This is a genomic window from Kitasatospora sp. NBC_00240, assembly GCF_026342405.1.
Taxonomy (GTDB): domain Bacteria; phylum Actinomycetota; class Actinomycetes; order Streptomycetales; family Streptomycetaceae; genus Kitasatospora.
Window position 1 is genome coordinate 5,821,444 of record NZ_JAPEMU010000001.1, and the last position, 24,610, is coordinate 5,846,053.

Sequence of the window (24,610 nt, forward strand, 5' to 3'; positions counted from 1 at the left end):
GGCGAGGTCTGAAAATGCGCATAAGCCAATAATCTGGGACACGGCGACGGTTTGCCTCTTCACGGGGCAGGGCGAGTCGTCTTGGCACCATGAGGCGCATGACGCAGCTGATGGGCCGTCCGATCCTGGATCTGCCAAGCGAGCTGAGCTCCCGGTCGGTGCTGGCCGACCTGCTCGCCGGGGTGCGGACGGCACTCCTGGGGCTCGCGGCCGTGGCGGTGCCGATTCTCGGCCTCTGGGTGGTGACCCCGTACGCGGACGACACGGCGAGCGGAGCCGCCCGGTTGGCGGGCACCGTCTGGCTGCTCGGGCACGGTGGTCCGCTCGGCCGGGGCGGGGCGGGGGCGCCGGTCACCGTCACGCCGCTGCTGCTCACCGTCCTGACCGCCTGGCAGCTGCACCGCGCCGGCCGGCGGGCCGCCGGCGTCGGCCGGCCCGGTGCGGCCGGTGCGCGCGGCGGTGCGGCCGACGGGGTGGCGGGGGCGGGTACGGCGGCGCGCGGCGGGGGCCGGGGCGGGGCGGTCGCGGTGGGCGCCGGGTACCTGATGGTGGTGGCGGGGGTGGCGCTGCTGGGTGCGAGCGGGGAGCCGGTCGGCGCCGTCGGGGCGGCCGGGGCCGCCTTCCGGGCCCGGGTGCTGCCGGACGTGCTGGCGGCGGCGCTGCTGGTGGTCGGCGCGCTCGGGGCGGGTGTCAGGTCGGTACGTCCTGGCGGTCGGACGGTGGGGCACGGATGGCCCGCCGGGTCGGTCCCCAAGCCGGAGCGGGTGCCCTCCTGGATCTGGCCGGCGGCCCGCGCGGAGGCCGGGGCGGCCGTCCGGCGGGCGGCGCTGGCCGCGGTACTGGGCCTGGTCGGGGCCGGGGGGCTGCTGGTCGCGGGTGCGGCGGTGCTGGACGCGCTGGTGGGCGGTCGGCCGCTGCCGCAGGCCGGCGGCGGGGTCGCGGGGGTGCTCGGGCTCCTGCTGCTCTGTGTGGTGCTGCTGCCGAACGCGGTGGTGTGGGGTGCGGCGTACGCGCTGGGGCCGGGGTTCGTGGTCGGTACGGGGGCGGTGGTCGCGCCTTCCGGGGCGTTGCTCGGGCCGCTGCCGGCCGTTCCGCTGTTCGGGCTGCTTCCCGCCTCCGGGGAGGGGGGCTGGCGCTGGCTGGTCTGCCTGCTGCCGCTCCTCGCCGGACTGACGCCGGCCGTACTGCTGGGCCGGGCGGCGGCGGGCCGGGGCGGGTCGGCGGGGTTCCGGTCGTGGGGCGGCGAGGGCGGGGAGGGCGCCGGGGACGGCACGGGCGGGCCGGCCGAGGCCGCCGGGCGGGACGGGGCGGGTGCGCAGGACGACGGGCGCGGAGTCGGGTGCCGGGCCGCCGGGGCCTGGCACCCGGTGGCGACCGTGGCGGTGGCGCTGGCGGCCGCCCTGCTGGCGGGTGCGGCGGTCGCGGTGTCCGGGTGGCTGGCCGGCGGTGCGCTCGGGACGGGGCGGATGGCGCAGCTGGGTCCCGTCCCGTGGCAGGTGGGGACGGCGGCGGCCGGCTGGTTCGCGGGGGTGGGCGTACCGGGGGCCCTGGTGGTCCGGGCCTGGCTGGTGCGCGGCGGGGTGTCCTCGGGGGTCCTCCCGGAGGCCGGGTTCACCGCCGAAGGGCCGTCGCCCCGCGGGGCCTCGTGGGCCGGACGCGCCTGGGCCGGACTCGCCCGGGCCGGAGCGCCGGGCCGGCCCGGGTGGCCCCTCGGCTCCCGGTGGCCGTCGGCAGGTGCGGAGCCGGGAGCGGTGCTGGGCGTACTGGCGGCCCGGGCCCGGGCGGGGGCGTACGGACTGGTGCTGCGGTGCGGCCCGCGGGCCCGGCCCTAGCCCGGCCGCAGCCCGGTCCCAGCCCGCCCCTGGCCCGGTCCAGCCCGCCGGGGCTACGGCCGTGGCCCCGGGAGGCCGGACGCCCGGCGGACCCCGGCGTACCCCCCGGCTTCCGTCACTTGCTCGGGTTGACCAGGTTGACGTACCACTTCGGCGCGAGCTGGCTGCAGTTCTGCTCGGCGGTCGAGGTGAGGGCGTCCTTCACGCAGGTCCCGTAGTCCGCGTAGTACATGCTCAGGCCGATCGAGCAGAGCGTCACGATCACCGCGACCGAGCCGGTGAACAGGCCGGCGAGGGCCGCCGGGCTCTGCGGGCTGCCGGCCGGGCCGTGCGCCGGGCCCAGGGTCGGGCCGAAGCCGGGGCGGGCCGGGGCGCCGCGGGTCGCGGCATCGGTCGGGGCGGGCGGCTTGGGGGTGGCGCGCAGGGCGCCGACGGCCCAGTGGACGGCGAGCGCGCCGAGGAACAGCGCCACGTAGTGGATGCCGGCGAGGGAGCAGACCAGGGCTGCCATGCCGGCCATCAGGGCGTTGCGGGCGCGCCGCTGGGCCGGGTCGTTGGGGTCGGGCTTGGGCTGCTGGGGGGCCGGCTGCGGGTGCCAGGGGCCCTGGTAGCCGGGGCTCCACGGGTGCTGCGGCGGCACCTGGGGGTGCTGCTCCTCCCCTTCGGGCGCCTCGGGCGCATCGGGCTTCCCGCCGGCCGGGGGCGGCGGCGTCCGCGGCTGCCACGGCTGGTCCGGAGCGTCCGCCGGCGGCGGCGCGAAGGGGTTGCGCTCGCCGGTGTTGTCGCCGCTGCTCATGGTGTCAGCCAATCCTTGTCGGTCGGTGGGGCCTGCCTGCCCGCCTCCAATGATCCCGCAGGCGTCCGGGAGGCCCGCGGCGGCCTGCCGTCGCGGGTGCGGCGAGATCCCGGTCTCAGCTACGCGCGTAGCGGTATCGGGCCGGTTCGGGACCCGCCGGAGCAGCCGTTATCGTGGTGACGGTCAGCAATCCCCATCGGTTCCCGGAGCCCGCAGCGCAGCGGGAATTCCGCCGTTCCGACCCGCTCGACCTGCCGTTCGTAGTGGCCCCACCACCGGTGGACGTACCAGCGGGCGGCGCCCCGAAGCTACGGAGAATGTCGCAGTGGCCTCCGCCAAAGTGTTCCCGCCCCGTACGCCCGGCCCCGCCCGTCTGGTGGTCCTGGTCTCCGGTTCCGGCACCAACCTGCAGGCCCTGATCGACGCGGCCGCCGACCCCGCGTACGGCGCGCGGATCCTCGCCGTCGGCGCGGACCGGGACGGCATCGCGGGCCTGGAACGCGCCGAGCGCGCCGGCCTGCCGACCTTCGTCCACCGGGTCAAGGACTTCCCCGCCCGGGACGGCTGGGACCGCGCCCTCACCGAGGCCGTCGCGGAGCACCGGCCCGACCTGGTGGTCACCGCCGGCTTCATGAAGATCCTCGGCCCGGAGTTCGTCGCCGCCTTCGCCGGCCGGATCGTCAACACCCACCCCGCACTGCTGCCCGCCTTCCCCGGCGCCCACGGCGTCACCGACGCGCTCGCGTACGGCGTGAAGGTCACCGGCTGCACCGTCCACCTGGTCGACGCCGGGGTGGACACCGGGCCGATCATCGCGCAGGGCGTCGTGGAGGTCACCGACGCCGACCATGCCGATGGCGGCGACGCGCTGCACGAGCGCATCAAGACTGTCGAGCGCCAGTTGCTCGTCGAGGTCGTGGGCCGGCTGGCCCGCGAAGGCCACCGTATTGAAGACCGAAAGGTATGGATCCCGGCATGAGCGCCGCCGCCAGCACCACGCCGCTTGTCTCCGAAGACGTCCGCCCGATTCGCCGCGCCCTGGTCAGCGTCTACGACAAGACCGGCCTGGAGGAGCTGGCCCAGGGCCTGCACGCCGCCGGGGTCGAGCTGGTCTCGACCGGCTCGACCGCCGGCCGGATCGCCGCCGCGGGCGTCCCGGTGACCGAGGTCTCCGAACTCACCGGGTTCCCCGAGTGCCTCGACGGGCGCGTGAAGACGCTGCACCCCCGCGTGCACGCCGGTGTCCTCGCCGACCTGCGGCTGGAGTCGCACCGCGCGCAGCTCGCCGAGCTGGGTGTCGAGCCCTTCGACCTGGTCGTGGTGAACCTCTACCCGTTCAAGGCCACCGTCGCCTCGGGCGCCACCCCCGACGAGTGCGTCGAGCAGATCGACATCGGCGGCCCGAGCATGGTGCGCGCCGCCGCTAAGAACCACCCGTCGGTGGCCGTCGTGGTCGACCCGGCCCGCTACACCGACGTGCTGGCCGCCGTGGCCTCCGGCGGTTTCGACCTGGCCACCCGCAAGCGCCTGGCCGGTGCCGCGTTCGCGCACACCGCCGCCTACGACGTCGCGGTCGCCTCCTGGTTCGAGGCCGGCTACGCGCCGAGCGACGCGACCTTCCCCGAGTTCCTGGGCGCCACCTGGGAGCGTCAGAACGTGCTCCGGTACGGCGAGAACCCGCACCAGGGTGCCGCGCTGTACAGCGACGGCACCGGCGGCCTGGCCGGCGCCGAGCAGCTGCACGGCAAGGAGATGTCGTACAACAACTACGTCGACACCGACGCCGCCCGCCGCGCCGCCTACGACCACGCCGAGCCGGCCGTCGCGATCATCAAGCACGCCAACCCGTGCGGCATCGCGACCGGCGCGGACGTCGCCGAGGCGCACCGCAAGGCGCACGAGTGCGACCCGGTCTCCGCGTACGGCGGCGTGATCGCGGTCAACCGCCCGGTCACCGTGGCGCTGGCCGAGCAGATCGCCCCGATCTTCACCGAGGTCGTGGTGGCGCCGGCGTACGAGGACGGCGCGGTCGAGGTGCTGGCCCGTAAGAAGAACATCCGGGTGCTGCGCGCCCCCGAGGCGCCGGCCGGCCGCCAGGAGGTCCGCCCGGTCTCCGGCGGCGTGCTGCTGCAGGAGACCGACCGCATCCACGCCGAGGGCGACGACCCGTCGACCTGGACGCTGGCCGCCGGTGACGCCCTGTCGGCGGAGGAGCTGGCCGAGCTGGCCTTCGCCTGGCGGGCCTGCCGGGCCGTCAAGTCCAACGCGATCCTGCTGGCCAAGGACGGCGCCTCGGTCGGCGTCGGCATGGGCCAGGTCAACCGGGTGGACTCGGCCAAGCTCGCGGTCGAGCGGGCCGGCGAGCGCGCCAAGGGCTCGTACGCCGCCTCGGACGCGTTCTTCCCGTTCGCGGACGGCCTGCAGATCCTGATCGGCGGCGGCATCAAGGCCGTCGTCCAGCCCGGTGGTTCGATCCGCGACGAGGAGGTCGTGGCCGCCGCGACCGAGGCCGGCGTGACGATGTACCTGACCGGGACCCGGCACTTCTTCCACTGAGCGCCCGCCCGGCCGGTGCGCGGCACCGGCCGGGCACCGCACGGCGGAACGCGGAAGGCCCGCACCCCCTGGAATCCTCCGGGGGTGCGGGCCTTCCGCCTTCGCGTCCTCGTCAGGAGGACTTGACCACGACACTGCTCATGATCTTGTCCGCGAAGGTCTGCTTCTTGGCGTCCCAGAGCGGCCACAGGAAGCCGACGTAGCAAGGCAGGCCGTCGATGGCGTGGCAGAGCTTGCGCACGAACGCCATGCCGAAGCCGAGCGGCTGGCCGTCCGCCTCGCGGACCACCCGGATGTTGACCATCTTCTTGCCGGGGGTCTGGCCGGTCTTGCCCTCCTGGGCGATCAGCCACAGGCCGGCGGCGAAGCTGATCAGCGCGCCGAGAACCATCAGCGCGACGCCGCCGCCGCTGACACCCCCGCCGTCACAGGTCGTCACGCCGTACGAGTCGGTGGAGCAGTCGAGGCTGCCCACGGTCATCGCCGCACCGATGCCGTAGAGGATGCCCGCCGGAACACCGACGATCAGACCGTCGATCAGGTACGCCGCGACCCGCGAGCCCCAGCCGGCGTAGAACGGCTGCACGTAGGCAGCGTGGCCGTAGCCGGGCTGCTGCGGGATGCCGTAGCCGGCCGGCGGCTGCTGGGGGTAGCCGTAGCCGGGCTGCTGCGGCTGCTGCTGGGGGTAGCCGTAGCCGGGCTGCGGGGCCTGCTGGCCGTAGGGGTTGTTGGGGTCGGGCGGGTAGCTCATGTGATGCCTCCGGGCAGGATGGGACGGGGGACGGACAGCGGGGAAGTCCTGGACGGACGGGCATGTGGGCTGCCGACCGAAGGGGACAATAGCGGAGCGGACCGACGAGGGGGCGGCCGGTGACGGCAGGAAACCTGTCGACCCGTGAACCGGGTGCTGCGTTCGGGTACGAGCGTTCGGGCACGAGCTTTCAGGCGCGGGCGCAGGCCGGTTCAGGGCCGGGAGATGCCCAGCCGCTCCAGCTGCCACACCCAGGCGGCGGCCAGGGCGGCGGCGATCAGGGTGTTCCGGCGGCCCGCGGGCAGCTCGGACCACCAGCGGCCGGGGCCGAGCGGGGCGAACAGCAGGCCGACGGCGGCGGCGACCGTCACCGGGTTGGCGCCGAGCGCGGTCGCCCAGTCGCCCCGGCCGGCCTCGATGAAGACGGTGGTGCTCCCGCAGACCGGGCAGGGGACGCCGGTGACCAGCCGCAGCGGGCAGAGCACACCGGGATCGTGCGCCCGGTGCAGTCCGGCCGCGGCCACCGCGGCCGCCGCGCCGGCGGCCCCGCGCAGCAGCATCCGCAGCACCGAGCCCGGCAGGGAGCCGGCGCTGCGCCGCCAACGGACCGTCAGTCCGGTCATGGTCGGGGTGGTCACGGCTACTGCGGGGCGATCACGATGAAGACGATCATGGCGATCGAGATCAGCACGGCCAGCGTGTTGAGCGCGATCCCGCCGATCGACATGTTGCGGCCGATCCCGGTGGAGGCCGACCGGTTGAGCCCGGCGATGCCGACGCCGAGGCCGATCAGGCCGATGAACCCGCCGTAGAAGCAGGAGAAGAGGACGGCGACGAAGCCGAGGACGACGGCCGCCGTGGCGTAGGAGTTCGGCTGGGCGACGGGCTGCGGCGCGTACGCCTGCTGCTGCGGGTAGCCGTATCCGGGCTGCTGGTACGGCTGCTGCGGCTGCTGGTACTGCGGCGCACCGTACTGCTGCGGCTGCTGCTGGCCGTAGCCGCCGTACGGGTCCGGCGGCGGTGTCTGGTACGGATTGCTCACTGTTGTTCCCCCGAGGATGTCCCCGCATCGTCTCCGGCGGCCCGTCACCGGGTTGTGGGCGCGGAGATGGCCGGCCCTTATCGTCGACCGGACGGCCCGGCCGTGTCCAGCCTGGCCCGGGGCGCGGACAGAACTGTGGCGCAACCGCAACTAGAACCACACGTTCCGTATTCGCCGGGGCGCATTCACAGGCACCCCGGCCGATCCAGGAGAATAGGGCCATGACTGCCCAGATTCTCGACGGCAAGGCCACCGCTGCCGCGATCAAGTCCGAACTGTCCGTCCGCGTGGCGGCTCTCAAGGAGCGGGGCATCGTCCCCGGTCTCGGTACCGTCCTGGTCGGCGACGACCCGGGCAGCCGCTGGTACGTCAACGGCAAGCACAAGGACTGCGCCGAGGTGGGGATCGCCTCGATCCAGCGCGAACTGCCCGCCACCGCCACCCAGCAGGACGTCGAGGACGTCGTCCGCGAGCTCAACGCCGACCCCGCCTGCACCGGCTACATCGTCCAGCTCCCGCTGCCCAAGGGCCTGGACCAGAACCCCGTCCTGGAGCTGATGGACCCGGACAAGGACGCCGACGGCCTGCACCCGACCTCGCTCGGCCGGCTCGCCCTCGGCATCCAGGGCCCGCTGCCCTGCACCCCCCTCGGCATCGTCGAGCTGCTGCGCCGTCACGGCGTGGAGATCAACGGCGCCGAGGTGGTCGTCCTCGGCCGCGGTGTGACGGTCGGCCGCTCGATCGGCCTGCTGCTCACCCGCAAGAGCGAGAACGCCACCGTCACCCTGTGCCACACCGGCACCCGTGACCTGGCCTACCACCTGCGCAAGGCCGACATCGTCATCGCCGCCGCCGGGGTGCCCCACCTGGTCAAGCCGGAGGACGTCAAGCCGGGCGCGGCCGTGCTGGACGTCGGCGTCAGCCGCAGCGAGGGCAAGATCGTCGGCGACGTGCACCCCGGTGTCGCCGAGGTGGCCGGCTGGATCTCGCCGAACCCCGGCGGTGTCGGCCCGATGACCCGCGCCATGCTGCTCAACAACATCGTCGAGGCGGCCGAGCGCCGCGCCGGTATCTGACCCCGAGGGACGGTCTGGCCATGAGCGAACGACGACCGGCCAGGACCCGCCGCCGGCCGGTACGGACGACGGGCACACTGCCGCCGGAGGGCGCCGGGTCGGCGCTGGGGCGCGGGCACACGCTGCCGGTCCGGCAGTGGCCGATAACGCTGGTCCTGACGGTGGTCCTGACCGGGCTCGCGGTCACCGTGTTCGCCGACTTCGAGGACGGCTTCAAGTACGGGCTGATGGTGGTCGGCGGTGGCATCCTGCTCGGCGCCGTACTGCGGCTGCTGCTGCCGGAGGTCGGCATGCTGGCGGTACGCAGCAGGTTCACCGACGTGATCGTGCTGCTGGTGCTCGGCTGCGGGATCGTGCTGCTCACCATGGTCGCCCAGCCCAATCCCTGGCTGGAGGTCCCGCTGCTGGACAACATCGGTCAGCTGATCGGCCGTCCCCGGCACTGAGGCCCGGCCGGCTCCCACGGCCCCCGTCCGGTTCGTCCGGGCGGGGGCCGCGTCATGCCCGCGGCCACCGGTGCGCACAAGGATCACGGGGTGGCCGGCCGGACCGTGCCGAACCCGGTGACGTACCGAACGGGGCGGACGGCAGGAGCAGCCCGGCCGCGCCGGCCGGGGGTCCGCGCAGGTGATCGTGGACCTCGTCGACCGCCCCGCCCGGCCGGCGCGCGCCGCCGATGCCGGTCCGGGACACACCGTCCCGGGCGGGCATCGCCCTTTGCCGGGCCGGGAAAGCGGGGGATGTGAGGTATCAGCCAGGCCCGTGCGCTGGCGCCGCGCCCAGCTTGCGATAGCCTGAGCCGGGTCTCTCGACGTCGAGAGATCGTCCTCGGCTCCAGCGCGTCGGGCGCGCGTGGAGCGCGGTACTGGCGATCGCTGGAGTAGGTAAAAATGACTCGCACCCCCGTCAACGTCACCATCACCGGAGCGGCCGGCCAGATCGGCTACGCGCTGCTCTTCCGCATCGCCTCGGGCCACCTGCTCGGTGCCGACGTGCCGGTGAACCTCCGCCTCCTGGAGATCCCGCAGGGCCTCAAGGCCGCCGAGGGCGTCGCCATGGAGCTCGACGACTGCGCCTTCCCGCTGCTGCGCGACATCACCATCACCGACAACGCCGCCACCGCGTTCGACGGTGCCAACGTAGCCCTGCTGGTCGGGGCCCGCCCGCGCACCGCCGGCATGGAGCGCGGCGACCTGCTGTCGGCCAACGGCGGCATCTTCGGCCCGCAGGGCAAGGCCATCAACGACAACGCGGCCGACGACATCAAGGTCCTCGTGGTCGGCAACCCGGCGAACACCAACGCCCTGATCGCCCAGCGCAACGCGCCCGACGTCCCGGCCGAGCGCTTCACCGCGATGACCCGCCTGGACCACAACCGCGCGGTCGCCCAGCTCGCCAAGAAGACCGGCGTCACCGTCAACGACGTCAAGAAGCTCACCATCTGGGGCAACCACTCGGCCACCCAGTACCCGGACATCTTCCACGCCGAGGTTGCCGGTAAGAACGCCGCCGAGCTGATCAACGACCAGGCCTGGCTGGAGAACGACTTCATCCCGACCGTCGCCAAGCGCGGCGCCGCGATCATCGAGGTCCGTGGCGCCTCCTCGGCCGCCTCGGCCGCCAACGCCGCCATCGACCACGTCCACACCTGGGTCAACGGCACCGCCGAGGGCGACTGGACCTCGATGGGCATCGTCTCCGACGGCTCGTACGGCGTGGAGCCCGGCATCATCTCGTCCTTCCCGGTCACCACCAAGGACGGCAAGTTCGAGATCGTCCAGGGCCTGGAGATCTCCGACTTCTCCCGCGCCCGGATCGACGCCTCGGTCGGCGAGCTGGTCGAGGAGCGCGACGCGGTCGCCGAGCTCGGCCTGATCTGAGCCTGACCGGGACCGCCTGACCGGGACGGCCTGACCGGGACCGCCTGACCGGCACCGACCGATCAGCGCAGTCCGGCAGCGCCCGCTCGGCACCGACCGGCAGCGCCCGGCCGGCTCCGCAGGACCGTCCGAAGGCCGGCCGCCCCACCCCGGGGCGGCCGGCCTTCGCCGTGTCCCGCCCGGGCCGCGGCGGCGCCGTACACTGACCCGCTGTGAACGAAACCCTCGGGGACGCCGCGCTCGTCCTCGTCTTCATCATGCTGGGCGGTTTGTTCAACGTCGCCGAGATCTCGCTCATCTCCCTGCGGGAGGGGCAGATCCGGGCCCTGGAGGCCAGGGGCACCCGGCGGGCCTCCCGGGCCGCCCACCTCGCCGCCGACCCGAACCGGTTCCTGGCGGCCGTCCAGGTCGGCGTCACCTGCATGGGCTTCCTCTCCGCCGCCTTCGGAGCCGACACCCTGGCCGGCAAGGTCGCCCCGCTCTTCGTCGACCTGGGCCTGTCCCCGGGGGTCGCCGACGCGGTCGCCCTGGTCGGGCTGACCCTGGTCATCAGCTACGTCTCGCTGGTCCTCGGCGAGCTGACCCCCAAGCGGATCGGCCTGCAGCGCGCCGACTCCATCGCGCTGCTCGCCGCGCCCGTGGTCGACGTGATGTCGGTGGTGCTGCGCCCGGCGATCTGGCTGCTCGGCCACTCCACCAACCTGATGGTCCGGCTGTTCGGCGGCGACCCCAAGGCGGGCCGCGGCAGCATGAGCTCGGAGGAGCTCCGCGGCCTGGTCGCCGCCAACACCGAGCTGGGAAGCGACGAGCGGGCGCTGATCGCGGACGTCTTCGCGGCCGGCGAGCGCCAGTTGCGCGAGGTGATGGTGCCCCGCACCGAGGTGACCTTCCTGGACGCCGAGCGGCTGCTCGCGGAGGTCCGCGAGGAGACCAGCTCCTCGCCGCACTCCCGCTACCCGGTGGTCGAGGGCAGCTACGACTCGGTGGTCGGCTTCGTGCACGTCCGGGACCTGTACGGGGCACGCGGCGAGCAGGCCGTCCGGGTCCGCGACCTGGCGCGCCCGGTGAAGCTGCTGCCGGACACCAAGCGGGTGCTGGAGGCGATGGGCGAGATGCGCCGCGAGGGCCATCACCTGGCGATCGTGGTCGACGAGTACGGCGGCACGGCCGGCATCGTCAGCCTGGAGGACCTGGTCGAGGAGGTGATCGGCGAGATCCGCGACGAGTACGACTCGCAGGAGACGACCACCACCCGCCGGCTGGCCGGCGGCGGCATGGAGCTGGACGGCCTGCTCAACCTCGGCGACTTCGCCGAGGAGACCGGCGTCACGGTGCCGGAGGGCCCGTACGAGACGGTGGCCGGCTACGTGGTCGCCGAGCTCGGACGGCTGCCCGTCGACGGCGACCACGTCCGGATGGCGGACGGTGTGCTGCTGACGGTGGCCAAGCTGGAGGGCCGCCGGATCGCCCGGCTCAGAGTGAGTGCCGTCACACTGTCGCAGCCCTCTCTCGAAGACGTTTCCTGAGCGGTCGGTGAAGCTGGAACAATGGCCCGCATGGTCAACGCAGCGGTCAATGGTCCGGTCAAGGACCGCCCTCGGGTTCTCTCCGGCATCCAGCCCACCTCCGGCTCGTTCCACCTGGGCAACTACCTGGGCGCGGTGCGCCAGTGGGTCGACCTGCAGGAGGCCAACGACGCCTTCTACATGGTGGTCGACCTGCACGCGATCACCGTCGAGCAGGACCCGGCGACGCTCCGCGAGAACACCCGGATCTCCGCCGCCCAGCTGCTCGGCGCCGGCCTCGACCCGGAGCGCTGCACGCTGTTCGTCCAGTCGCACGTGCCCGAGCACGCGCAGCTCGGCTGGGTGATGAACTGCCTGACCGGCTTCGGCGAGGCCGCCCGGATGACCCAGTTCAAGGACAAGTCCGCCAAGCAGGGCAACGACCGCACCTCGGTGGGCCTGTTCACCTACCCGATCCTGCAGATCGCCGACATCCTGCTCTACCAGGCCGACGCCGTCCCGGTCGGCGAGGACCAGCGCCAGCACCTGGAGCTCACCCGCGACCTCGCGGAGCGCTTCAACACCCGCTACGCCCCGACCTTCACCATGCCGAAGCCGTACATCCTCAAGGAGACGGCGAAGATCCTGGACCTCCAGGACCCGACCGCGAAGATGAGCAAGTCGGCCTCCTCGGCCAAGGGCCTGGTCAACCTGCTGGACGACCCGAAGGTCAGCGCCAAGAAGTTCAAGAGCGCCGTCACCGACACCGGCACCGTGGTCTCCTACGACGAGGAGGGCAAGGCCGGCGTCTCCAACCTGCTGCGGATCCACTCCGCGCTCAGCGGGCAGAGCGTCGAGCAGCTGGTGGCGCACTTCGAGGGCAAGATGTACGGCGCCCTGAAGACCGAGCTGGCCGAGCTGTTCACCGAGTGGGTGACGCCGTTCCAGAAGCGGACCCAGGACTTCCTGGAGGACCCGGCCGAGCTGGACCGGGTGCTCGCGGTCGGCGCCGACAAGGCCCGGGCGGTGGCCTCCGAGACCCTGGCCTCGGTCTACGACCGGATCGGCTTCCTGCGGCCGGCGAGCCCGAACCCCGCGCGGCGCTGATGCCGCTGACGAGCCTGCCCGGTGGTGGCGATCTCCCCGAGATCGTCACCATCGGTGTGTCCGTGAGCGTCCCGGAGCCGTACGGCTCCGGGATCCAGGACGCGCGCGCGGGTCACGGCGACCCGCTCGCCCGGTCCATACCGACGCACGTCACCCTGTTGCCGCCGACCGAGGTGCCGGCCGTGAGGCTGCCCGAGATCGGCGAGCACCTGGCGGCGGTGGCCCGCTCGCACCGGCCGTTCCGGATGCTGCTGCAGGGCAGCGGTACCTTCCGCCCGGTCTCCCCGGTGGTCTTCGTCCGGGTCGAGGAGGGCGCGCACGAGTGCCGGCTGCTGGAGGCGGCGGTCCGCTCCGGGCCGCTGGCCCGGGAGCTGGCCTTCCCCTACCACCCGCACGTGACGGTGGCCCACGGCCTCTCCGAGGAGGTCCTGGACGAGGCCTACGAGAAGGCCAGGACCTTCCAGGCGGCGTTCCCGGTCACCGGCTTCGGCATCTCCCGCTTCGGCGCCGACGAGGTCTGGCGGCCCTGGCGGACGTACGGGTTCGGCACGGGCTGAGCGCCGGCGGCCCGCTCGGGCCGGCCCGCCGCCCCAAGGGGTTCCCGGTGCCCGGGGCAGCCGGGCACCGGGTCCCGGCCGGTCCGTCACCGGGCCGGCCGGGAGCTCAGCCGCCGCCGAGGGCGAGCATCCGGTCGACGACCCGGCCCGCGGCGCCGCCGTCCTCCAGCGCGCAGAAGCGCTCCCGGAAGCCCGCGTACCGCTCGTGGTGCGGCCCGACCGCCGCGGGCAGCGCGGCCAGCGCCCCGACCAGCTGCTCGGAGCTGCGCAGCAGCGGGCCGGGCGCCTCGGCCTCGAAGTCGAAGTAGAAGCCGCGCAGGGTGTCGCGGTAGTGCTCCAGGTCGTAGGTGAAGAACAGCATCGGGCGGCCGGTGATCGCGAAGTCGAACATGATCGACGAGTAGTCGGTGACCAGGACGTCGGCGATCAGCAGCAGCTCCTGGACGTCCGGGTAGTCGCCGACGTCGTACAGGAAGCCGTCGCCGGCGCCCGGCAGCGGCTCCCGGACGTGCGCGTGCGGGCGGACCAGCAGCACGTGGTCCGCGCCGAGCCGGCGGCGGGCGGCGTCGACGTCCAGGCGCAGACCCAGGCGGAACCCGTCGCCGTCCTCGCGCTGCTGGTCCTCCCGCCAGGTGGGGGCGTAGAGCACCACCCGGCGGCCGTCGGGGATGCCGAGCCGGCGGCGGACGGCGGCGGCCGCGGCGGCGTCCGGCCGGGCGAGCACGTCGTTGCGCGGGTAGCCGGACTCCAGGATCTCGCCCCCGTAGCGGAAGGCCCGGCGCAGGACGGGGGTGGCGAAGGCGCTGGGGGAGACCAGCAGGCTCCAGTGCGGCGACTCCCGGTCCAACTGCTCCAGGTACCCGCGGTCGGAGAGCCAGGGGTTGTCGACGTCGTGGGCGATCCGCTTGAGCATCGAGCCGTGCCAGGTCTGCACCACCACCTGGCCCTCGCGCCGCTCCAGGAAGTCGGGGAAGTGCGTGTTGCCGACCAGGTAGCGGCTGGTCGCCAGCGCCTCGTACCACTCGGGGCTCCAGGTCCGGACGGCCCGGACGCCCGGCGGCACCACGGCCTGGGCGTCGTCGACCGCCCAGAGGTGCTCCAGGGCGGCCCCGCGGCGGGCCAGCTCGCCGTGCACGGCGCGCGGGGAGTCGCTGTAGCCCCGGCCGCTGAAGACGTCGTAGAGCACGGCCTCGCGCAGCGGCAGGGTCCGGGCCGCCGGGTAGTGGCGGGTGCGCAGCCGCTCCTGGGCGTAGGCGCTGCGCTCGGCGGGGGCGAGGACGGGTGTGGAGTCCACGATCACGGTGTCGTGCCAGCGGCGCTGGAGGAGTATTCGCTTGCCGCCGGCCTCGGCGGCGGCGGGCAGGGCGGGCAGCGCGGCGGGGGAGGCGAGCAGCGGGCGCTCGGCGCCGGCGGCGCTCAGCAGCGGCTCCCAGACGCCCTTGCGCAGCGGCAGCGGCGTCCCGCCGGAGTCGGTGGCGGTGGCCGGCAGGTGGATCCGGAACCGGTCGCCGTCGCCGAGGCTGACCGGGTGGCGCAGCTCGGCGGTGCCGTTGTTGTGCCGCAGGACGAGTTCCAGCGGGCCGTCGCCGGGCCGCGGGCAGCTGCCGGAGAGCTCGAAGCCGTCGGGGCGGACGGCGATCCGGTCGACGAAGCCGGCCCCGGGCCGGACGCAGAGCTGGAGCCGGCCGTGCGCCAGGTGCTTGAGGTACAGCACGCGGTCGGGCGCGGTCAGCGGGTACTGCCCGGCGACCGGGCCGCCGCGCTCGTCCACGGTGAGGATCTCGGTGCCGCCGTCGGGGCGGACCAGCTCCGGCTCCCAGTGTTCGAGGGCCTCGGTGCCGCGGCCCTCGGCGGTGAACGGGGCGAGCGGCAGTCGCACGCCGAAGGCGCTGCCGGTGGTGCGGACCGGCAGGTCCAGCACGGCGCTGGACTCACGGTGGGTGAGCCGCAGCACGGTGCCGGCCGGGCAGTGGAGGGACGTCCCGGCCAGCTCGACGCCGCCGTCCACCGGGCGGGCCGAGGTGAGCCGGGCCCGCGGCCGCTCCACCCGCAGCCGCAGTGCCTCGCCGGAGAAGTACGGCAGGATCCGGACGTCCTCGTCGACCCAGCGGTCCGGCGGGTACTCGCCGGAGCCGCACCAGTGCCGGGTGATCGGGCCGTGCTGGCGGCGCAGCCGGGCCGGGCGGGGCCGGGTGAACAGGCTGGCGCCGATCCGCCATTCGCCGGCCGCCCAGGTGCCGCCGGTGCGCAGCCGGCGCGGGTCGACGAGGGCGGTGAAGCCGGACCAGTCGTGGTTGAACAGGGTCTGTGCGCTGTCCTCGGTGACCTCGGGGAGGAACTGCGGGCTGGTCCGTACGTTGACGTGCCGCCATCCGCCGATCTGCCGCAGGGTGAGCCAGGTCCGTGCGCTGCCCCGGCGGGAGGTGTCGAGGTCCGAGGGCCGGGCGAAGCCGGTGAGCTCCAGGCCGGCGTCCGTCCAGTGCGCTCTGAGCAGGCCGAACTCGGGATCGTCCGGCTGCGTCCCGGCCGCGGCCGGGGTGTCCTGGGCGCGCGGGAGCCCGCGGCGGGTGATGACAGGCATGGGGGAGGCCCTTCATGGCGGCAACCCGGCCGTGGCGGTGGCCGGGGGCCCACCCCTGCCCGGTGCCGGCCGATTCCGGTCGGTGCGGGTGGGGGCGTGGGCCGAATTGCCATCCCATACCGGGGGGGCTTGCCGGGTCAACCAGATCTTCCAGGGAATCTCCTGGGAAATTCGTTAACGAAACACATATTCGAGAGCAAATCGGACGTGGACGCCCGGAGCGTGGAAAGAAAGCCCCGGGAACGGCGAAGTGCCCGGCGCGACGCACGCACCGGGCACTTCGGGGGGCCTGTTCCGGCCGGGGCCTAGGCCTGGTGGCCCAGCAGCCCGTCGACCGCCCGGGCGGCGGCGCCGCCGTCGTCCAGGCCGCAGTAGGCCTCACGGAAGGCCGTGTAGCGCTCCGCGTGCTCGGCGGCGACCTCGTCGACCCGGCCGAGGGCCGCGACCAGCTCCGCCGAGGTGGCCAGCAGCGGGCCGGGCGCCTCGGCCTCCAGGTCGAGGCTGAATCCGCGCAGGTTGTCGCGGTAGTGCTCCAGGTCGTACGTGAAGAACAGGATCGGCCGGCCGGTGCCCGCGAAGTCGAAGACCGCCGACGAGTAGTCGGTGACCAGAACGTCCGCGATCAGCAGCAGGTCCGCCATGTCGGGGTAGCTGCCGACGTCCCAGATGTAGCCGTTGCCGGCGCCCGGGATCTGTCCGCAGACCAGGTGGTGGCTGCGGACCAGCAGCACCTGGTCGTCGCCGAGCGCGGCCCGGGCCGCGTCCAGGTCCAGCCGCAGGTCGAGCTGGTAGCCCTCGTCGGGGCGCAGCCGGTCCTCGCGGAAGGTCGGCGCGTACAGCACCACCTTCTTGCCCTCCGGCAGGCCCAGCCGCTCCCGGACCTGGTCCGCGGTCTTCTCCCGGTCGGCCGCGTACAGGACGTCGTTGCGCGGGGAGCCGACCTCCAGCACCTCGCCCTGGTAGCCGAAGGCCCGGCGCAGCACCGGCGTGGAGAAGCCGTTGCCGGAGAGCAGCAGGTTCCACTGCGCCACCTCCCGGTCCAGGTCCTTCAGGTAGTTCACATCGGTGAACCAGATCTTCTCGAAGTCGTGCCCGATCTGCTTCAGCGGCGTGCCCAGCCAGGTCTGCAGCACCACCTGGCCGGGACGGCGGGTGAAGAACTCCGGCAGGTGCCCGCTGGTCACCACGTACTTGGCGGTGGCCAGCGCCTCGTACCACTCGGGGCTCGACATCCGCAGCGCCCGGGCCGTGCGGGGCAGCTCGGTCTGCAGGTCCTCGACGCCCCACAGGTGCTCCAGGTCCGCCCCGCGGCGCACCAGCTCCTCGTGGATCGCCCGCGGCGCGTCGGCGTACTGGCCGCCGGAGGCGAGGTGGTAGACCACCGCGTCGCGCACCGGCCGCCGCTGGGCGGCCGGGTAGTCGGTCAGGCGCAGCTGCCGCAGCCGGAACGCGCTGGCCTCCTCGGGCAGCAGCGCGGAGTGCGACTCCAGCGAGAGGCCGTCGTGGCGGCGGCGCTCCAGCGTGATCCGCTTGCCGCGGGAGTCGACGTCCAGCGGGAGCGCCGACCAGCAGGACGGGGCGACCAGGGCCCGCGGCCACTGCTCCCCGACCGGGGCGCCGGCCGGGCGGAAGAAGACGTCCCAGGTGCCGAGGACCAGCGGCACCCGGCCGGCGAAGGAGGCGGTCGGGACGGTCGGCAGCGCGGTGCTGAAGCGGCCCTCGGAGATCTCCACCGGGTAGGCGTGCTCCTCCTCCAGCCACTCGTGGCGCACCACCAGCTCGTAGTGGTGCGCGCCGGGCAGCGGGAAGCTGCCGCTGAGCAGGAAGCCGTCCTCGCCGCGGGCGGTGATCGCCTCCACCACGGGCTGCAGCACCTGGTCCGCGAACTGCAGGTTGCCGGTCGGGGAGGGCTTGGAGTAGAGCGCGCGGCGCGGCTGCCCCGGCTGGGCGGCCAGCGCCAGGTCGATGTGGACGAGCGGCAGGCGGTCGTCGGTGGCCAGCGGGAGCACGGCGCCGTCGGCCAGCTCCAGCGCGGCGTCCCAGGTGTCCCGGGTCCGGGTCTCGGCGGCCGGGTCGAGGGCGGCCCAGGCCTGCCGGACCTCGGTCAGCGCCGCCGTCCCGAAGTTCGCGGTGAACGGCTGGGCCAGGCCGACCGGGACGCCCAGCTCCAGCGGGAGGAGCAGCGAGCGGTCCGACTCGACGTGGGTGAGGCGCAGCCGGGCGCCGGCCAGCTCGGGCCCGGAGCGGGCCGCGCCGGCGATCTCGACCTCCCCGTTCCCGGCGCTCAGCCCGGTCACCCGGGCCCGGACGGTCTCCACACGCAGGTGGACGAAGGTGTCCTTGACCCAGGGTACGATCCGGACGTCCTGCTCGACCCAGTGGGCGGGCAGGTAGGCCGCGGTGTCGCTCCGGCCGCCGGAGACCCGGCCCTTGTAGACGCCGCCCTTGCCGGCGCCGGCGACCAGCACCCGCCAGGTGCCGTCCTTCCAGCGCCCGCGGTGCTTGAGCCGCTTCGGGTCGACGGAGGCGCTGAAGCCCGCCCAGTCGCAGCTGTACAGGTCGTGCGTGGTGCCGAAGGTGGCCTCCGGGCTGTACTGCGCCTTGGTCTGCACGGCGAGCACCCGCCGGCCCTTGGCCTCGCGCAGCACCAGGACCTTGATCATGTCGTGCTTGTTCTCGGCGCCCAGGTGCTCGGGGTAGGCGTGCCCGGTGAGCTCCAGCTTGCCGTCCACCCACGCCGAGCTGTACAGCCGGCTGCGCATGACCAGCGAGTTCTCCAGCCGCAGCACGTCGGCCGGCACGCTTTTGCGGCCACCGCGCAGGAAGGGGTAGTCGGCGTACGGGCGGAGCAGACCGCGTGCGGGGGCGGCGCCGTGGCTGCCGGCCTCGAACTCCAGCTGCTCGACGAACTCGTCGATCCGGCCCTGCAGGGTCAGGAAGTACTTCAGCCGCAGCGGGGCGCGCAGCTTGCGGATCTTCTCCGGGCCGATCGCGCGGAGCAGCCGGCTGACGCTCTCCTGGTAGGCGTCGCGGTAGTCCTGGTCGCCGTCGATCACGGACCGGAAGAACATCGGGATCTCCTCGACGAGGGTGTTCTCGTCGTAGGAGCGCAGGTACTTCGCGAAGCGCGGCTCGCTGCGCCCGAGCAGCCACCGGCGGACCAGCTCGACCGACTTGACGCGGTCGGTGAGCCCCTTCGGGTTGGTCCGCATCTGGGTGATCGACATCTCGCCGACCTCGCGCTCGCGCCAGTGGTAGATCGGCTCGGAGAGCACGTCCACGCTGCGCGCGAGGTAGTGGTGCGGCACGCTGACCGGGGCGTCCTCGTACAGGATGCCCTCGGGGTAGAGGATGCCGGCCTCGTCGAAGAAGGAGCGGCGGTACACCTTGTTCCAGGCGGTGCGGTCGGTGACCAGCGCCGGGATCTCGGTGATGTGGGTCTTGAGCCGGGTCTCCTTGAAGGGCTTCCGGTGCCCGCCGGACGGGTAGTACCCGACGGCCCGGAAGCGCAGCACGTTGCCGGTCGCGAAGTCGGAGCCGGTCTCGTCGAGCGTGTTGATCATCAGCTCGTACGCGCTCGGCGGCATCGAGTCGTCGCTGTCGACGAAGCAGAGGAACTCGGTGCCCTCGGTCAGGTTGCGGATGCCCGTGTTGCGGGCGGCGCCGAGACCCTTGTTGACCTGCTGGACCAGCCGGAACCGGGAGTCCTTGGCCGCATAGGCCCGGGCGAGCGCAGCGCTGCCGTCCTTGGAGCCGTCGTCGACCATGACGACCTCGAAGTCCTCGAAGGTCTGGGCGGCGATCGAATCGAGGCATTCCACCAGGTAGCGCTCGACGTTGTAGATCGGGACGACGATGGAGAGGCGGGGGGCCATCGGCTACGCGGGCCTTTCATTGGGGGGTGGAACCACGACCGCGCGCACGGGCGGCGGCCGTGAGCTGTTCCGGCTGCACACGTGCGGCCGATCCTACCGTCCGGCCCTCGCCGGTCCGGTGGCCCGACGCCGGTCACCAGGCGCGGATGGGGTCGGGGCGCCGCGCGGCGGTTACTCTGCCGCCTGGCGCGCGATCGCCGCCGCGCGCCTCCCCGCGTGCTTCCCCGCCTGCCGCCCGGCCGGACCCCCGACCCGGCAGCCACCCCTGGAATGATTGTCAGATGCCCCGTTTCAGCGTGATCGTCCCCGTCCACCAGGTGGAGGCCTACCTGGCCGAGTGCCTCGACTCGGTGCTCACGCAGTCCTCCGCGGACTTCGAGCTGATCGCGGTGGACGACCGCTCCCCGGACGGCTGCGGCGCGATCCTCGACGCGACCGCCGACCGCGACCGCCGGGTGCGGGTGCTCCACCTGCCGGAGAACGTGGGCCTGGGCCGCGCCCGCAACGCCGGCCTCGACCTGGCCACCGGCGACTACGTGCTCTTCCTCGACAGCGACGACACCTTCACCCCGGGCCTGCTCGCGGCCGTCGACGAGCGCCTGCGCCGCTGCGAGGACCCGGACGTCCTGGTCTACGACTACGCCCGTACCTACCCCGACGGCCGGGTGGTCCGGGCCGCCTCCGCCGCCGTGATGGGCCGCCCCGGCCCCGAGGTCTTCGACCTGGACCAGCGCCCCGACCTGCTGGAGCTGCTGCAGGTGGTCTGGAACAAGGCCTACCGCCGTGACTACGTCACCGCGCAGGGCCTGACCTTCCCGGCGGGCTACTACGAGGACACCCCCTGGACCTACCCGGCGCTGCTCGCGGCCGGCCGGATCACCCTCCTCGACCAGGTCGGCGTGCACTACCGCCAGCGCCAGGAGGGCGGCAACATCCTCGCCACCCCCAGCCGCAAGCACTTCGACGTCTTCGCCCAGTACGACCTCGTCTTCGCCTTCCTCGACCGCCGCCCCGACCTGGACCACTGGCGGCCGGTGGTCTTCGGGCGGATGCTGCACCACCTCAACACCGTGGTCAGCCGGGCCGGGCGGATCCCGCCCCGCGACCGCCGGGAGTTCTTCCGCCGCGCCGCCGAGCACTGCGCCCGGCTCCGCCCGGCCGGCTACCGGCCCCCCGGCGGCGTGGACGGCGTCCGGACCGAGTTGCTCAGCCAGGGCCGCTACACCGGCTACCAGGCGGTCCGGGCACTCGCCCGCACCCGCCGGCTGGTGGCCCGGGGCGCCTGAGCCGCTCCGGGCGGCCCGGGCGGTATAACGGGGACGGACCGCCGCCCCGGCCGCCCGCTTCCGGCCGCCCCGACCCGAGACAGGTAGCCCCGCGTCGTGGAATTCCTCACCCGTCTCCCGGTGGTCGGACCGCTTGTGGCCCGGGTGCTGCGCAGCCGGCCCTACCGGGTCTACGAGCACTTCACCGCCACCAAGGGCAACCGGCTGGCCGGGGCGATCACCTTCTTCGGCTTCCTCGCGCTGTTCCCGCTGCTCACCGTCGCGCTGGCGATCGCCGTCGCGGCGCTCACCCCGGGGCGGGTCGAGGAGCTCCAGAAGCGCATCGCGGACCAGCTGCCCGGCCTGTCCGACTCGCTCGACCTGAACGCGCTGGTCGCCAACGCCGGCACGGTCGGGGCGATCAGCGGTGTCCTGCTGCTGCTCTCCGGCCTCGGCTGGGTCGACACCATGCGCGGCGCGATCCGGGACGTCTGGCTGCTGCCGGAGGAGACCGCCAACCCGGTGCTGCGCAAGGCCTGGGACTGCCTGGTGCTGTTCGGCCTCGGCCTGGTCAGCCTGTTCTCGCTGGCCGCCTCCGCGGCCGGCACCACCCTCGCCGGGAAGATCGCCGACCAACTCGGGCTGGACCGCGGCGGCCCCGGCGGCTACCTGCTCAGCGCCGTCGGCCTGCTGATCGCGATCGCCTCCGACATGGTGCTGTTCGCCTACCTGCTGGCGCCCTTCCCCCGGATCACCGACCAGCGCCGGCGCAGTCTGGTCGAGGGCGCGCTGATCGGCGCGGTCGGCTTCGAGCTGCTCAAGCTGCTGCTCGCCTCCTACCTGGGCTCGGTGGCCGGCAGGAGCCTGTACGGGGCCTTCGGCGTCCCGGTGGCCCTGCTGCTGTGGATCAACTTCGTCTGCCGGCTGCTGATGTACTGCGTCTCCTGGACGGCGCTGGCCGACCCCGAGGCCGCCCGCGAGCGGGCCAGGGAGCACGCCCGGCGGGCCCTGGCCGCCGTGGACGAGGACCGGGCCGGCGCGGCCGGCGGGGCCGCCCAGCCCTAGCCCCTCGTCCAGCCCTCCCCGCGCCGCCCGGACGCCGCGAAGGCCGTTCCCGGGCACCTCCCGGCCGGTCCACAGGCGGCTTCCGGGCTCCTCCCGGGGTGGCCCCGCGGGGGCGTCCGGACGGAATAAAAGCGAGCCGCCCGTATCTCTCGCACAGAGTCGAACAAGTGACTAGGCTCACACCTCACTGCCGGCCCCACTTCAGTGTCAGCAGGCAGCAGCGGCCACCCCGCTCACCGCAGTCACCTGGAGATTCCCGTGATGAGCGCCGATCCCCACACCATGAATCCGGTGCGCCCCACCCCCCGGCGCCTGGATGACGTCCCCGGCTGGTTCTGGCCCGTCGACCAACTGCTCTTCACCAGGATCCTGGAAGGGCAGACCGACGCCGACACCACCGGTGACCTGCTGGAACTCGGAACCTACCTGGGCCGGAGCGCGATCCTGATCGGCCGGCACCTGCAGGCGGGCGAGTCCTTCACCATCTGTGACCTGTTCGACTCGGACGCGCCCGACGAGGCCAACTCCGACGAGATGTCCATGTCGTACCGCAAGACCCTGACCAGGCAGGCCTTCGAGGCCAACTACCTGGCCTTCCACCCGGAGCTCCCGACCGTCGTCCAGGCGCCCACCTCGGTGCTGCAGGACGGCCGGGTCGCCGCGGAGAGCTGCCGCTTCGTCCACATCGACGCCTCGCACCTGTACGAGCACGTCGCCGGGGACGTCCAGGTCGCCCGCGCGGCCCTGGGCAAGAACGGCGTGGTGGTCTTCGACGACTACCGCTCCGCGCACACCCCGGGGACGGCCGCCGCGGTCTGGGAGGCCGTCTTCAGCCACGGGCTGCGGCCGGTCTGCCTGAGCCCCGAGAAGTTCTACGGCACCTGGGGCGATCCGGCCGTGCTCCAGGAGATGCTGCTCGGCCACGACTGGACGGGCGAGGGCTGGGACCTCAGCCGCGACACGCTGGCCGGCGGCGAGGTGCTGCGGCTGTCCGGCAAGGGCCTCAACCTGGCCGACCCCGAGGTCAGGGCCAGGGCGGCCGCCCGCCCCGCCGTCGCCCGGTCCGCCGCCCGCGGGCCCGTCCCGGGGCCCCGCTCGGTCGGCCGCCGGCTGGCCATCGACCTGCTGCCCCCGATGGCCACCCGGGCGGTCCGCCGCCGGCTGCAGGCCGCCCGGGACCGCAGGGCGGGCTGACCCCGCCTCGGCGGCGGTACGGCCGCCGACCCCCTGCACACCGGATCGAAAACGGCGCGGGCCCGGCAGGCTTCAGGAAGCCTGCCGGGCCCGCGCCGTGCTTCGTCTGCCTCCGGTGCCCGCGGGCCCCGCTCAGGCCTCCTGGTCGAACGGCGGCGGCCCGCTCCACCGCCCGTCCGCGGCGGCGGCCTCGGCCCGGCGGGCCCGGCGGATCACCAGGAAGGCCAGCAGCGGCAGCAGGGCCGCGGTGGCCACCCCGAGCGCCACCATCGGTCCGGCGCCCGACCCCTCGGAGGAGGTCCGCGCCACCGGCGGCGCCAGCGCCTTGGCCGGCCCGCTCCCGCCGTCGCCACCGCCGGCCTGTCCGCCGCTCGCGGCCGGGGCGGTCGCCTCCGCGCCCGCCCCGGCGGCCGGAGAGGCCTCGGCCGCCTTCTCGTCGACCAACTGCCCGACCGGGGTGACCTTGTCCGCGGCGGCGAAGCCCCAGTCGAGCAGGGCGGCGGTCTCGTCGTAGACCTTCTGGTAGGTGGTCGGGTGCATCACCGTCACCAGCAGGGTGCGGCCGCCGCGCTCGGCGGCGCCGACGAAGGTGGAGCCGGCATTGGTGGTGAAACCGTTCTTGACCCCGATCAGGCCCGGGTACTTGCCGAGCAGCCGGTCCGTGTTGGCGATCCCGAAGCTGCCGCGCTGCCCGGTGTTCTTGTCGAACATGCCGGGGAACTGGGCGTCCCGGGTCGCGCAGTAGGCGCGGAAGTCGGGATTGCGCAGTCCGGCCCGGGCGAACAGGGTCAGGTCGTAGGCCGAGGAGACCTGCCCGTCCTGGTCGTAGCCGTCGGGGGAGATCACGTGGGTGTCGCGGGCCTGCAGCGCCTCGGCACGGGCCTGCATCTCGGCGACGGTCTCCTCGATCCCGCCGTTCATGTGCGAGAGCACGTGCACGGCGTCGTTGCCGGAGCTGAGGAAGACACCCCGCCAGAGGTCCTCGACCCGGTAGTCCAGGTCCTCCTTGATACCGACCAGGCTGCTTCCGGAACCGAGGCCGGTGAGCTCCTCCGGAGCCACCTTGTGCACCTGCTCCTTGTCGAACTTCGGCAGCACGGTGTCGGCGAAGAGGATCTTCATGGTGCTCGCCGGGGGCAGCCGCAGGTGCGGGTTGTTCGCGGCCAGCACCTCGCCGGACGCGGCGTCGGCCACTATCCAGGACTTGCCGGTGAGGTCCGCGGGCAGCGCGGGCGCGCCGGCCGAGGGCGAGAGTTGGACGCCGGGCAGGCCCAGCCGCTCCCCGCCGATCGCCGGCGGCGGGGGCTGCGGGTCCTCGCCCGGTGCGGCGAAGGCGGCCGGAGCCGCGCAGAACGAGGCGGCGGCGGTCAGCGCGGCCAGCCGGCGTGCGAGGTGACGGCGTGTTTGCACCCGCAGACCGTACCCACATTCGGGTGCGTCCGTCCGCAGCAGGGTCGATGTCCCCCGGGGGAGGGGCTCCGGCTGGGCCGTCCGGCGCACTGCGCATACTGGGACGGACCGCTTCCCG

19 protein-coding genes are annotated in these 24,610 nt (G+C 73.8%); 12 read left to right on the plus strand and 7 right to left on the minus strand.

Features of this window, described 5'->3' with window-relative positions; all coding sequences use genetic code 11:
- Positions 1 to 98: 98 nt before the first annotated feature.
- A complete protein-coding gene (locus OG689_RS24840) occupies positions 99 to 1,832 on the plus strand; it encodes a DUF6350 family protein (protein ID WP_266323087.1) in 1,734 nt (577 codons plus the stop codon).
- Between the two features lie 115 nt (positions 1,833 to 1,947).
- Here OG689_RS24840 and OG689_RS24845 read toward each other — a convergent pair whose 3' ends face one another.
- Positions 1,948 to 2,628: a hypothetical protein gene (locus OG689_RS24845; RefSeq protein WP_266323088.1), complete on the minus strand. Its 681-nt coding sequence runs from the start codon at positions 2,626 to 2,628 to the stop codon at positions 1,948 to 1,950.
- 325 nt (positions 2,629 to 2,953) lie between these two features.
- Here OG689_RS24845 and purN point away from each other — a divergent pair, with 325 nt between their 5' ends.
- Together purN and purH are read left to right on the plus strand one after the other, a co-directional pair.
- Complete coding sequence (gene purN, locus OG689_RS24850; RefSeq protein WP_266323089.1) at positions 2,954 to 3,607, plus strand: phosphoribosylglycinamide formyltransferase; 654 nt, start codon at positions 2,954 to 2,956, stop codon at positions 3,605 to 3,607.
- Positions 3,604 to 5,184 (plus strand): bifunctional phosphoribosylaminoimidazolecarboxamide formyltransferase/IMP cyclohydrolase, encoded by a 1,581-nt coding sequence (purH, locus tag OG689_RS24855; protein WP_266323090.1) that lies wholly within the window; start codon positions 3,604 to 3,606, stop codon positions 5,182 to 5,184. The genes purN and purH overlap by 4 nt, the downstream gene beginning before the upstream one ends.
- A gap of 112 nt (positions 5,185 to 5,296) precedes the next feature.
- Here the strand turns inward: purH and OG689_RS24860 are convergent, their stop codons facing one another.
- From OG689_RS24860 to OG689_RS24870, 3 genes are all read right to left on the minus strand, one after another.
- Complete coding sequence (locus tag OG689_RS24860) at positions 5,297 to 5,935, minus strand: RDD family protein (protein WP_266323091.1); 639 nt, start codon at positions 5,933 to 5,935, stop codon at positions 5,297 to 5,299.
- Positions 5,936 to 6,147: 212 nt separating this feature from the next.
- On the minus strand, positions 6,148 to 6,558 hold the full coding sequence (locus tag OG689_RS24865; RefSeq protein WP_266323092.1) for a DUF2752 domain-containing protein: 411 nt from the start codon (positions 6,556 to 6,558) through the stop codon (positions 6,148 to 6,150).
- Between the two features lie 17 nt (positions 6,559 to 6,575).
- The gene (locus OG689_RS24870; protein WP_266323093.1) at positions 6,576 to 6,977 is read right to left on the minus strand and encodes a hypothetical protein; all 402 of its coding nucleotides are present in this window, start codon (positions 6,975 to 6,977) and stop codon (positions 6,576 to 6,578) included.
- Positions 6,978 to 7,198: 221 nt separating this feature from the next.
- Between OG689_RS24870 and OG689_RS24875 the strand changes: the two genes are divergently transcribed.
- The 6 genes from OG689_RS24875 to OG689_RS24900 all read left to right on the plus strand — a co-directional run bounded on the left by OG689_RS24875 (position 7,199) and on the right by OG689_RS24900 (position 13,102).
- Positions 7,199 to 8,053, plus strand: coding sequence for a bifunctional methylenetetrahydrofolate dehydrogenase/methenyltetrahydrofolate cyclohydrolase (locus tag OG689_RS24875; protein ID WP_073924235.1), 855 nt, complete (start codon positions 7,199 to 7,201; stop codon positions 8,051 to 8,053).
- 20 nt (positions 8,054 to 8,073) lie between these two features.
- A complete protein-coding gene (locus OG689_RS24880; protein ID WP_266323094.1) occupies positions 8,074 to 8,499 on the plus strand; it encodes a DUF3017 domain-containing protein in 426 nt (141 codons plus the stop codon).
- Positions 8,500 to 8,943: 444 nt separating this feature from the next.
- The gene (locus OG689_RS24885) at positions 8,944 to 9,933 is read left to right on the plus strand and encodes a malate dehydrogenase (RefSeq protein ID WP_266323095.1); all 990 of its coding nucleotides are present in this window, start codon (positions 8,944 to 8,946) and stop codon (positions 9,931 to 9,933) included.
- Between the two features lie 212 nt (positions 9,934 to 10,145).
- Positions 10,146 to 11,459 (plus strand): hemolysin family protein, encoded by a 1,314-nt coding sequence (locus OG689_RS24890; protein WP_266323096.1) that lies wholly within the window; start codon positions 10,146 to 10,148, stop codon positions 11,457 to 11,459.
- Between the two features lie 30 nt (positions 11,460 to 11,489).
- Positions 11,490 to 12,545 carry a tryptophan--tRNA ligase gene (gene trpS / locus OG689_RS24895; RefSeq protein WP_266323097.1) on the plus strand — a complete coding sequence of 352 codons (1,056 nt, stop codon included), beginning with the start codon at positions 11,490 to 11,492 and terminating at the stop codon, positions 12,543 to 12,545.
- Positions 12,545 to 13,102: a 2'-5' RNA ligase family protein gene (locus tag OG689_RS24900; protein ID WP_266323098.1), complete on the plus strand. Its 558-nt coding sequence runs from the start codon at positions 12,545 to 12,547 to the stop codon at positions 13,100 to 13,102. The genes trpS and OG689_RS24900 overlap by 1 nt, the downstream gene beginning before the upstream one ends.
- A 106-nt stretch (positions 13,103 to 13,208) precedes the next feature.
- Here the strand turns inward: OG689_RS24900 and OG689_RS24905 are convergent, their stop codons facing one another.
- Together OG689_RS24905 and OG689_RS24910 are read right to left on the minus strand one after the other, a co-directional pair.
- The gene (locus OG689_RS24905) at positions 13,209 to 15,683 is read right to left on the minus strand and encodes a CDP-glycerol glycerophosphotransferase family protein (protein ID WP_266323099.1); all 2,475 of its coding nucleotides are present in this window, start codon (positions 15,681 to 15,683) and stop codon (positions 13,209 to 13,211) included.
- Between the two features lie 305 nt (positions 15,684 to 15,988).
- On the minus strand, positions 15,989 to 19,558 hold the full coding sequence (locus OG689_RS24910; RefSeq protein WP_266323101.1) for a bifunctional glycosyltransferase family 2 protein/CDP-glycerol:glycerophosphate glycerophosphotransferase: 3,570 nt from the start codon (positions 19,556 to 19,558) through the stop codon (positions 15,989 to 15,991).
- 281 nt (positions 19,559 to 19,839) lie between these two features.
- Here OG689_RS24910 and OG689_RS24915 point away from each other — a divergent pair, with 281 nt between their 5' ends.
- The 3 genes from OG689_RS24915 (at position 19,840) to OG689_RS24925 (ending at position 23,082) form a co-directional block, all read left to right on the plus strand.
- Positions 19,840 to 20,844, plus strand: coding sequence for a glycosyltransferase (locus OG689_RS24915; RefSeq protein WP_266323102.1), 1,005 nt, complete (start codon positions 19,840 to 19,842; stop codon positions 20,842 to 20,844).
- 96 nt (positions 20,845 to 20,940) lie between these two features.
- Positions 20,941 to 21,888 (plus strand): YihY/virulence factor BrkB family protein, encoded by a 948-nt coding sequence (locus tag OG689_RS24920; RefSeq protein WP_266323103.1) that lies wholly within the window; start codon positions 20,941 to 20,943, stop codon positions 21,886 to 21,888.
- Between the two features lie 261 nt (positions 21,889 to 22,149).
- Positions 22,150 to 23,082, plus strand: a complete 933-nt coding sequence (locus OG689_RS24925; RefSeq protein WP_266323104.1) for a class I SAM-dependent methyltransferase — start codon at positions 22,150 to 22,152, stop codon at positions 23,080 to 23,082.
- Between the two features lie 132 nt (positions 23,083 to 23,214).
- Here the strand turns inward: OG689_RS24925 and OG689_RS24930 are convergent, their stop codons facing one another.
- A complete protein-coding gene (locus OG689_RS24930; protein ID WP_266323105.1) occupies positions 23,215 to 24,492 on the minus strand; it encodes a serine hydrolase in 1,278 nt (425 codons plus the stop codon).
- Between the last annotated feature and the right edge of the window lie 118 nt (positions 24,493 to 24,610).

Excerpts from the sequence above, each read along its gene's own strand:
- OG689_RS24885 (WP_266323095.1), top strand. The coding sequence starts at position 8,944 with ATGACTCGCACCCCCGTCAACGTCACCATCACCGGAGCGGCCGGCCAG.
- OG689_RS24915 (WP_266323102.1), top strand. The coding sequence starts at position 19,840 with ATGCCCCGTTTCAGCGTGATCGTCCCCGTCCACCAGGTGGAGGCCTAC.
- OG689_RS24925 (WP_266323104.1), top strand. The coding sequence starts at position 22,150 with ATGAGCGCCGATCCCCACACCATGAATCCGGTGCGCCCCACCCCCCGG.
- OG689_RS24875 (WP_073924235.1), top strand. The coding sequence starts at position 7,199 with ATGACTGCCCAGATTCTCGACGGCAAGGCCACCGCTGCCGCGATCAAG.
- OG689_RS24905 (WP_266323099.1), bottom strand. The coding sequence starts at position 15,683 with ATGCCTGTCATCACCCGCCGCGGGCTCCCGCGCGCCCAGGACACCCCG.
- OG689_RS24845 (WP_266323088.1), bottom strand. The coding sequence starts at position 2,628 with ATGAGCAGCGGCGACAACACCGGCGAGCGCAACCCCTTCGCGCCGCCG.
- OG689_RS24880 (WP_266323094.1), top strand. The coding sequence starts at position 8,074 with ATGAGCGAACGACGACCGGCCAGGACCCGCCGCCGGCCGGTACGGACG.
- OG689_RS24840 (WP_266323087.1), top strand. The coding sequence starts at position 99 with ATGACGCAGCTGATGGGCCGTCCGATCCTGGATCTGCCAAGCGAGCTG.
- purH (WP_266323090.1), top strand. The coding sequence starts at position 3,604 with ATGAGCGCCGCCGCCAGCACCACGCCGCTTGTCTCCGAAGACGTCCGC.
- OG689_RS24900 (WP_266323098.1), top strand. The coding sequence starts at position 12,545 with ATGCCGCTGACGAGCCTGCCCGGTGGTGGCGATCTCCCCGAGATCGTC.
- trpS (WP_266323097.1), top strand. The coding sequence starts at position 11,490 with ATGGTCAACGCAGCGGTCAATGGTCCGGTCAAGGACCGCCCTCGGGTT.
- OG689_RS24910 (WP_266323101.1), bottom strand. The coding sequence starts at position 19,558 with ATGGCCCCCCGCCTCTCCATCGTCGTCCCGATCTACAACGTCGAGCGC.
- OG689_RS24865 (WP_266323092.1), bottom strand. The coding sequence starts at position 6,558 with ATGACCGGACTGACGGTCCGTTGGCGGCGCAGCGCCGGCTCCCTGCCG.
- OG689_RS24860 (WP_266323091.1), bottom strand. The coding sequence starts at position 5,935 with ATGAGCTACCCGCCCGACCCCAACAACCCCTACGGCCAGCAGGCCCCG.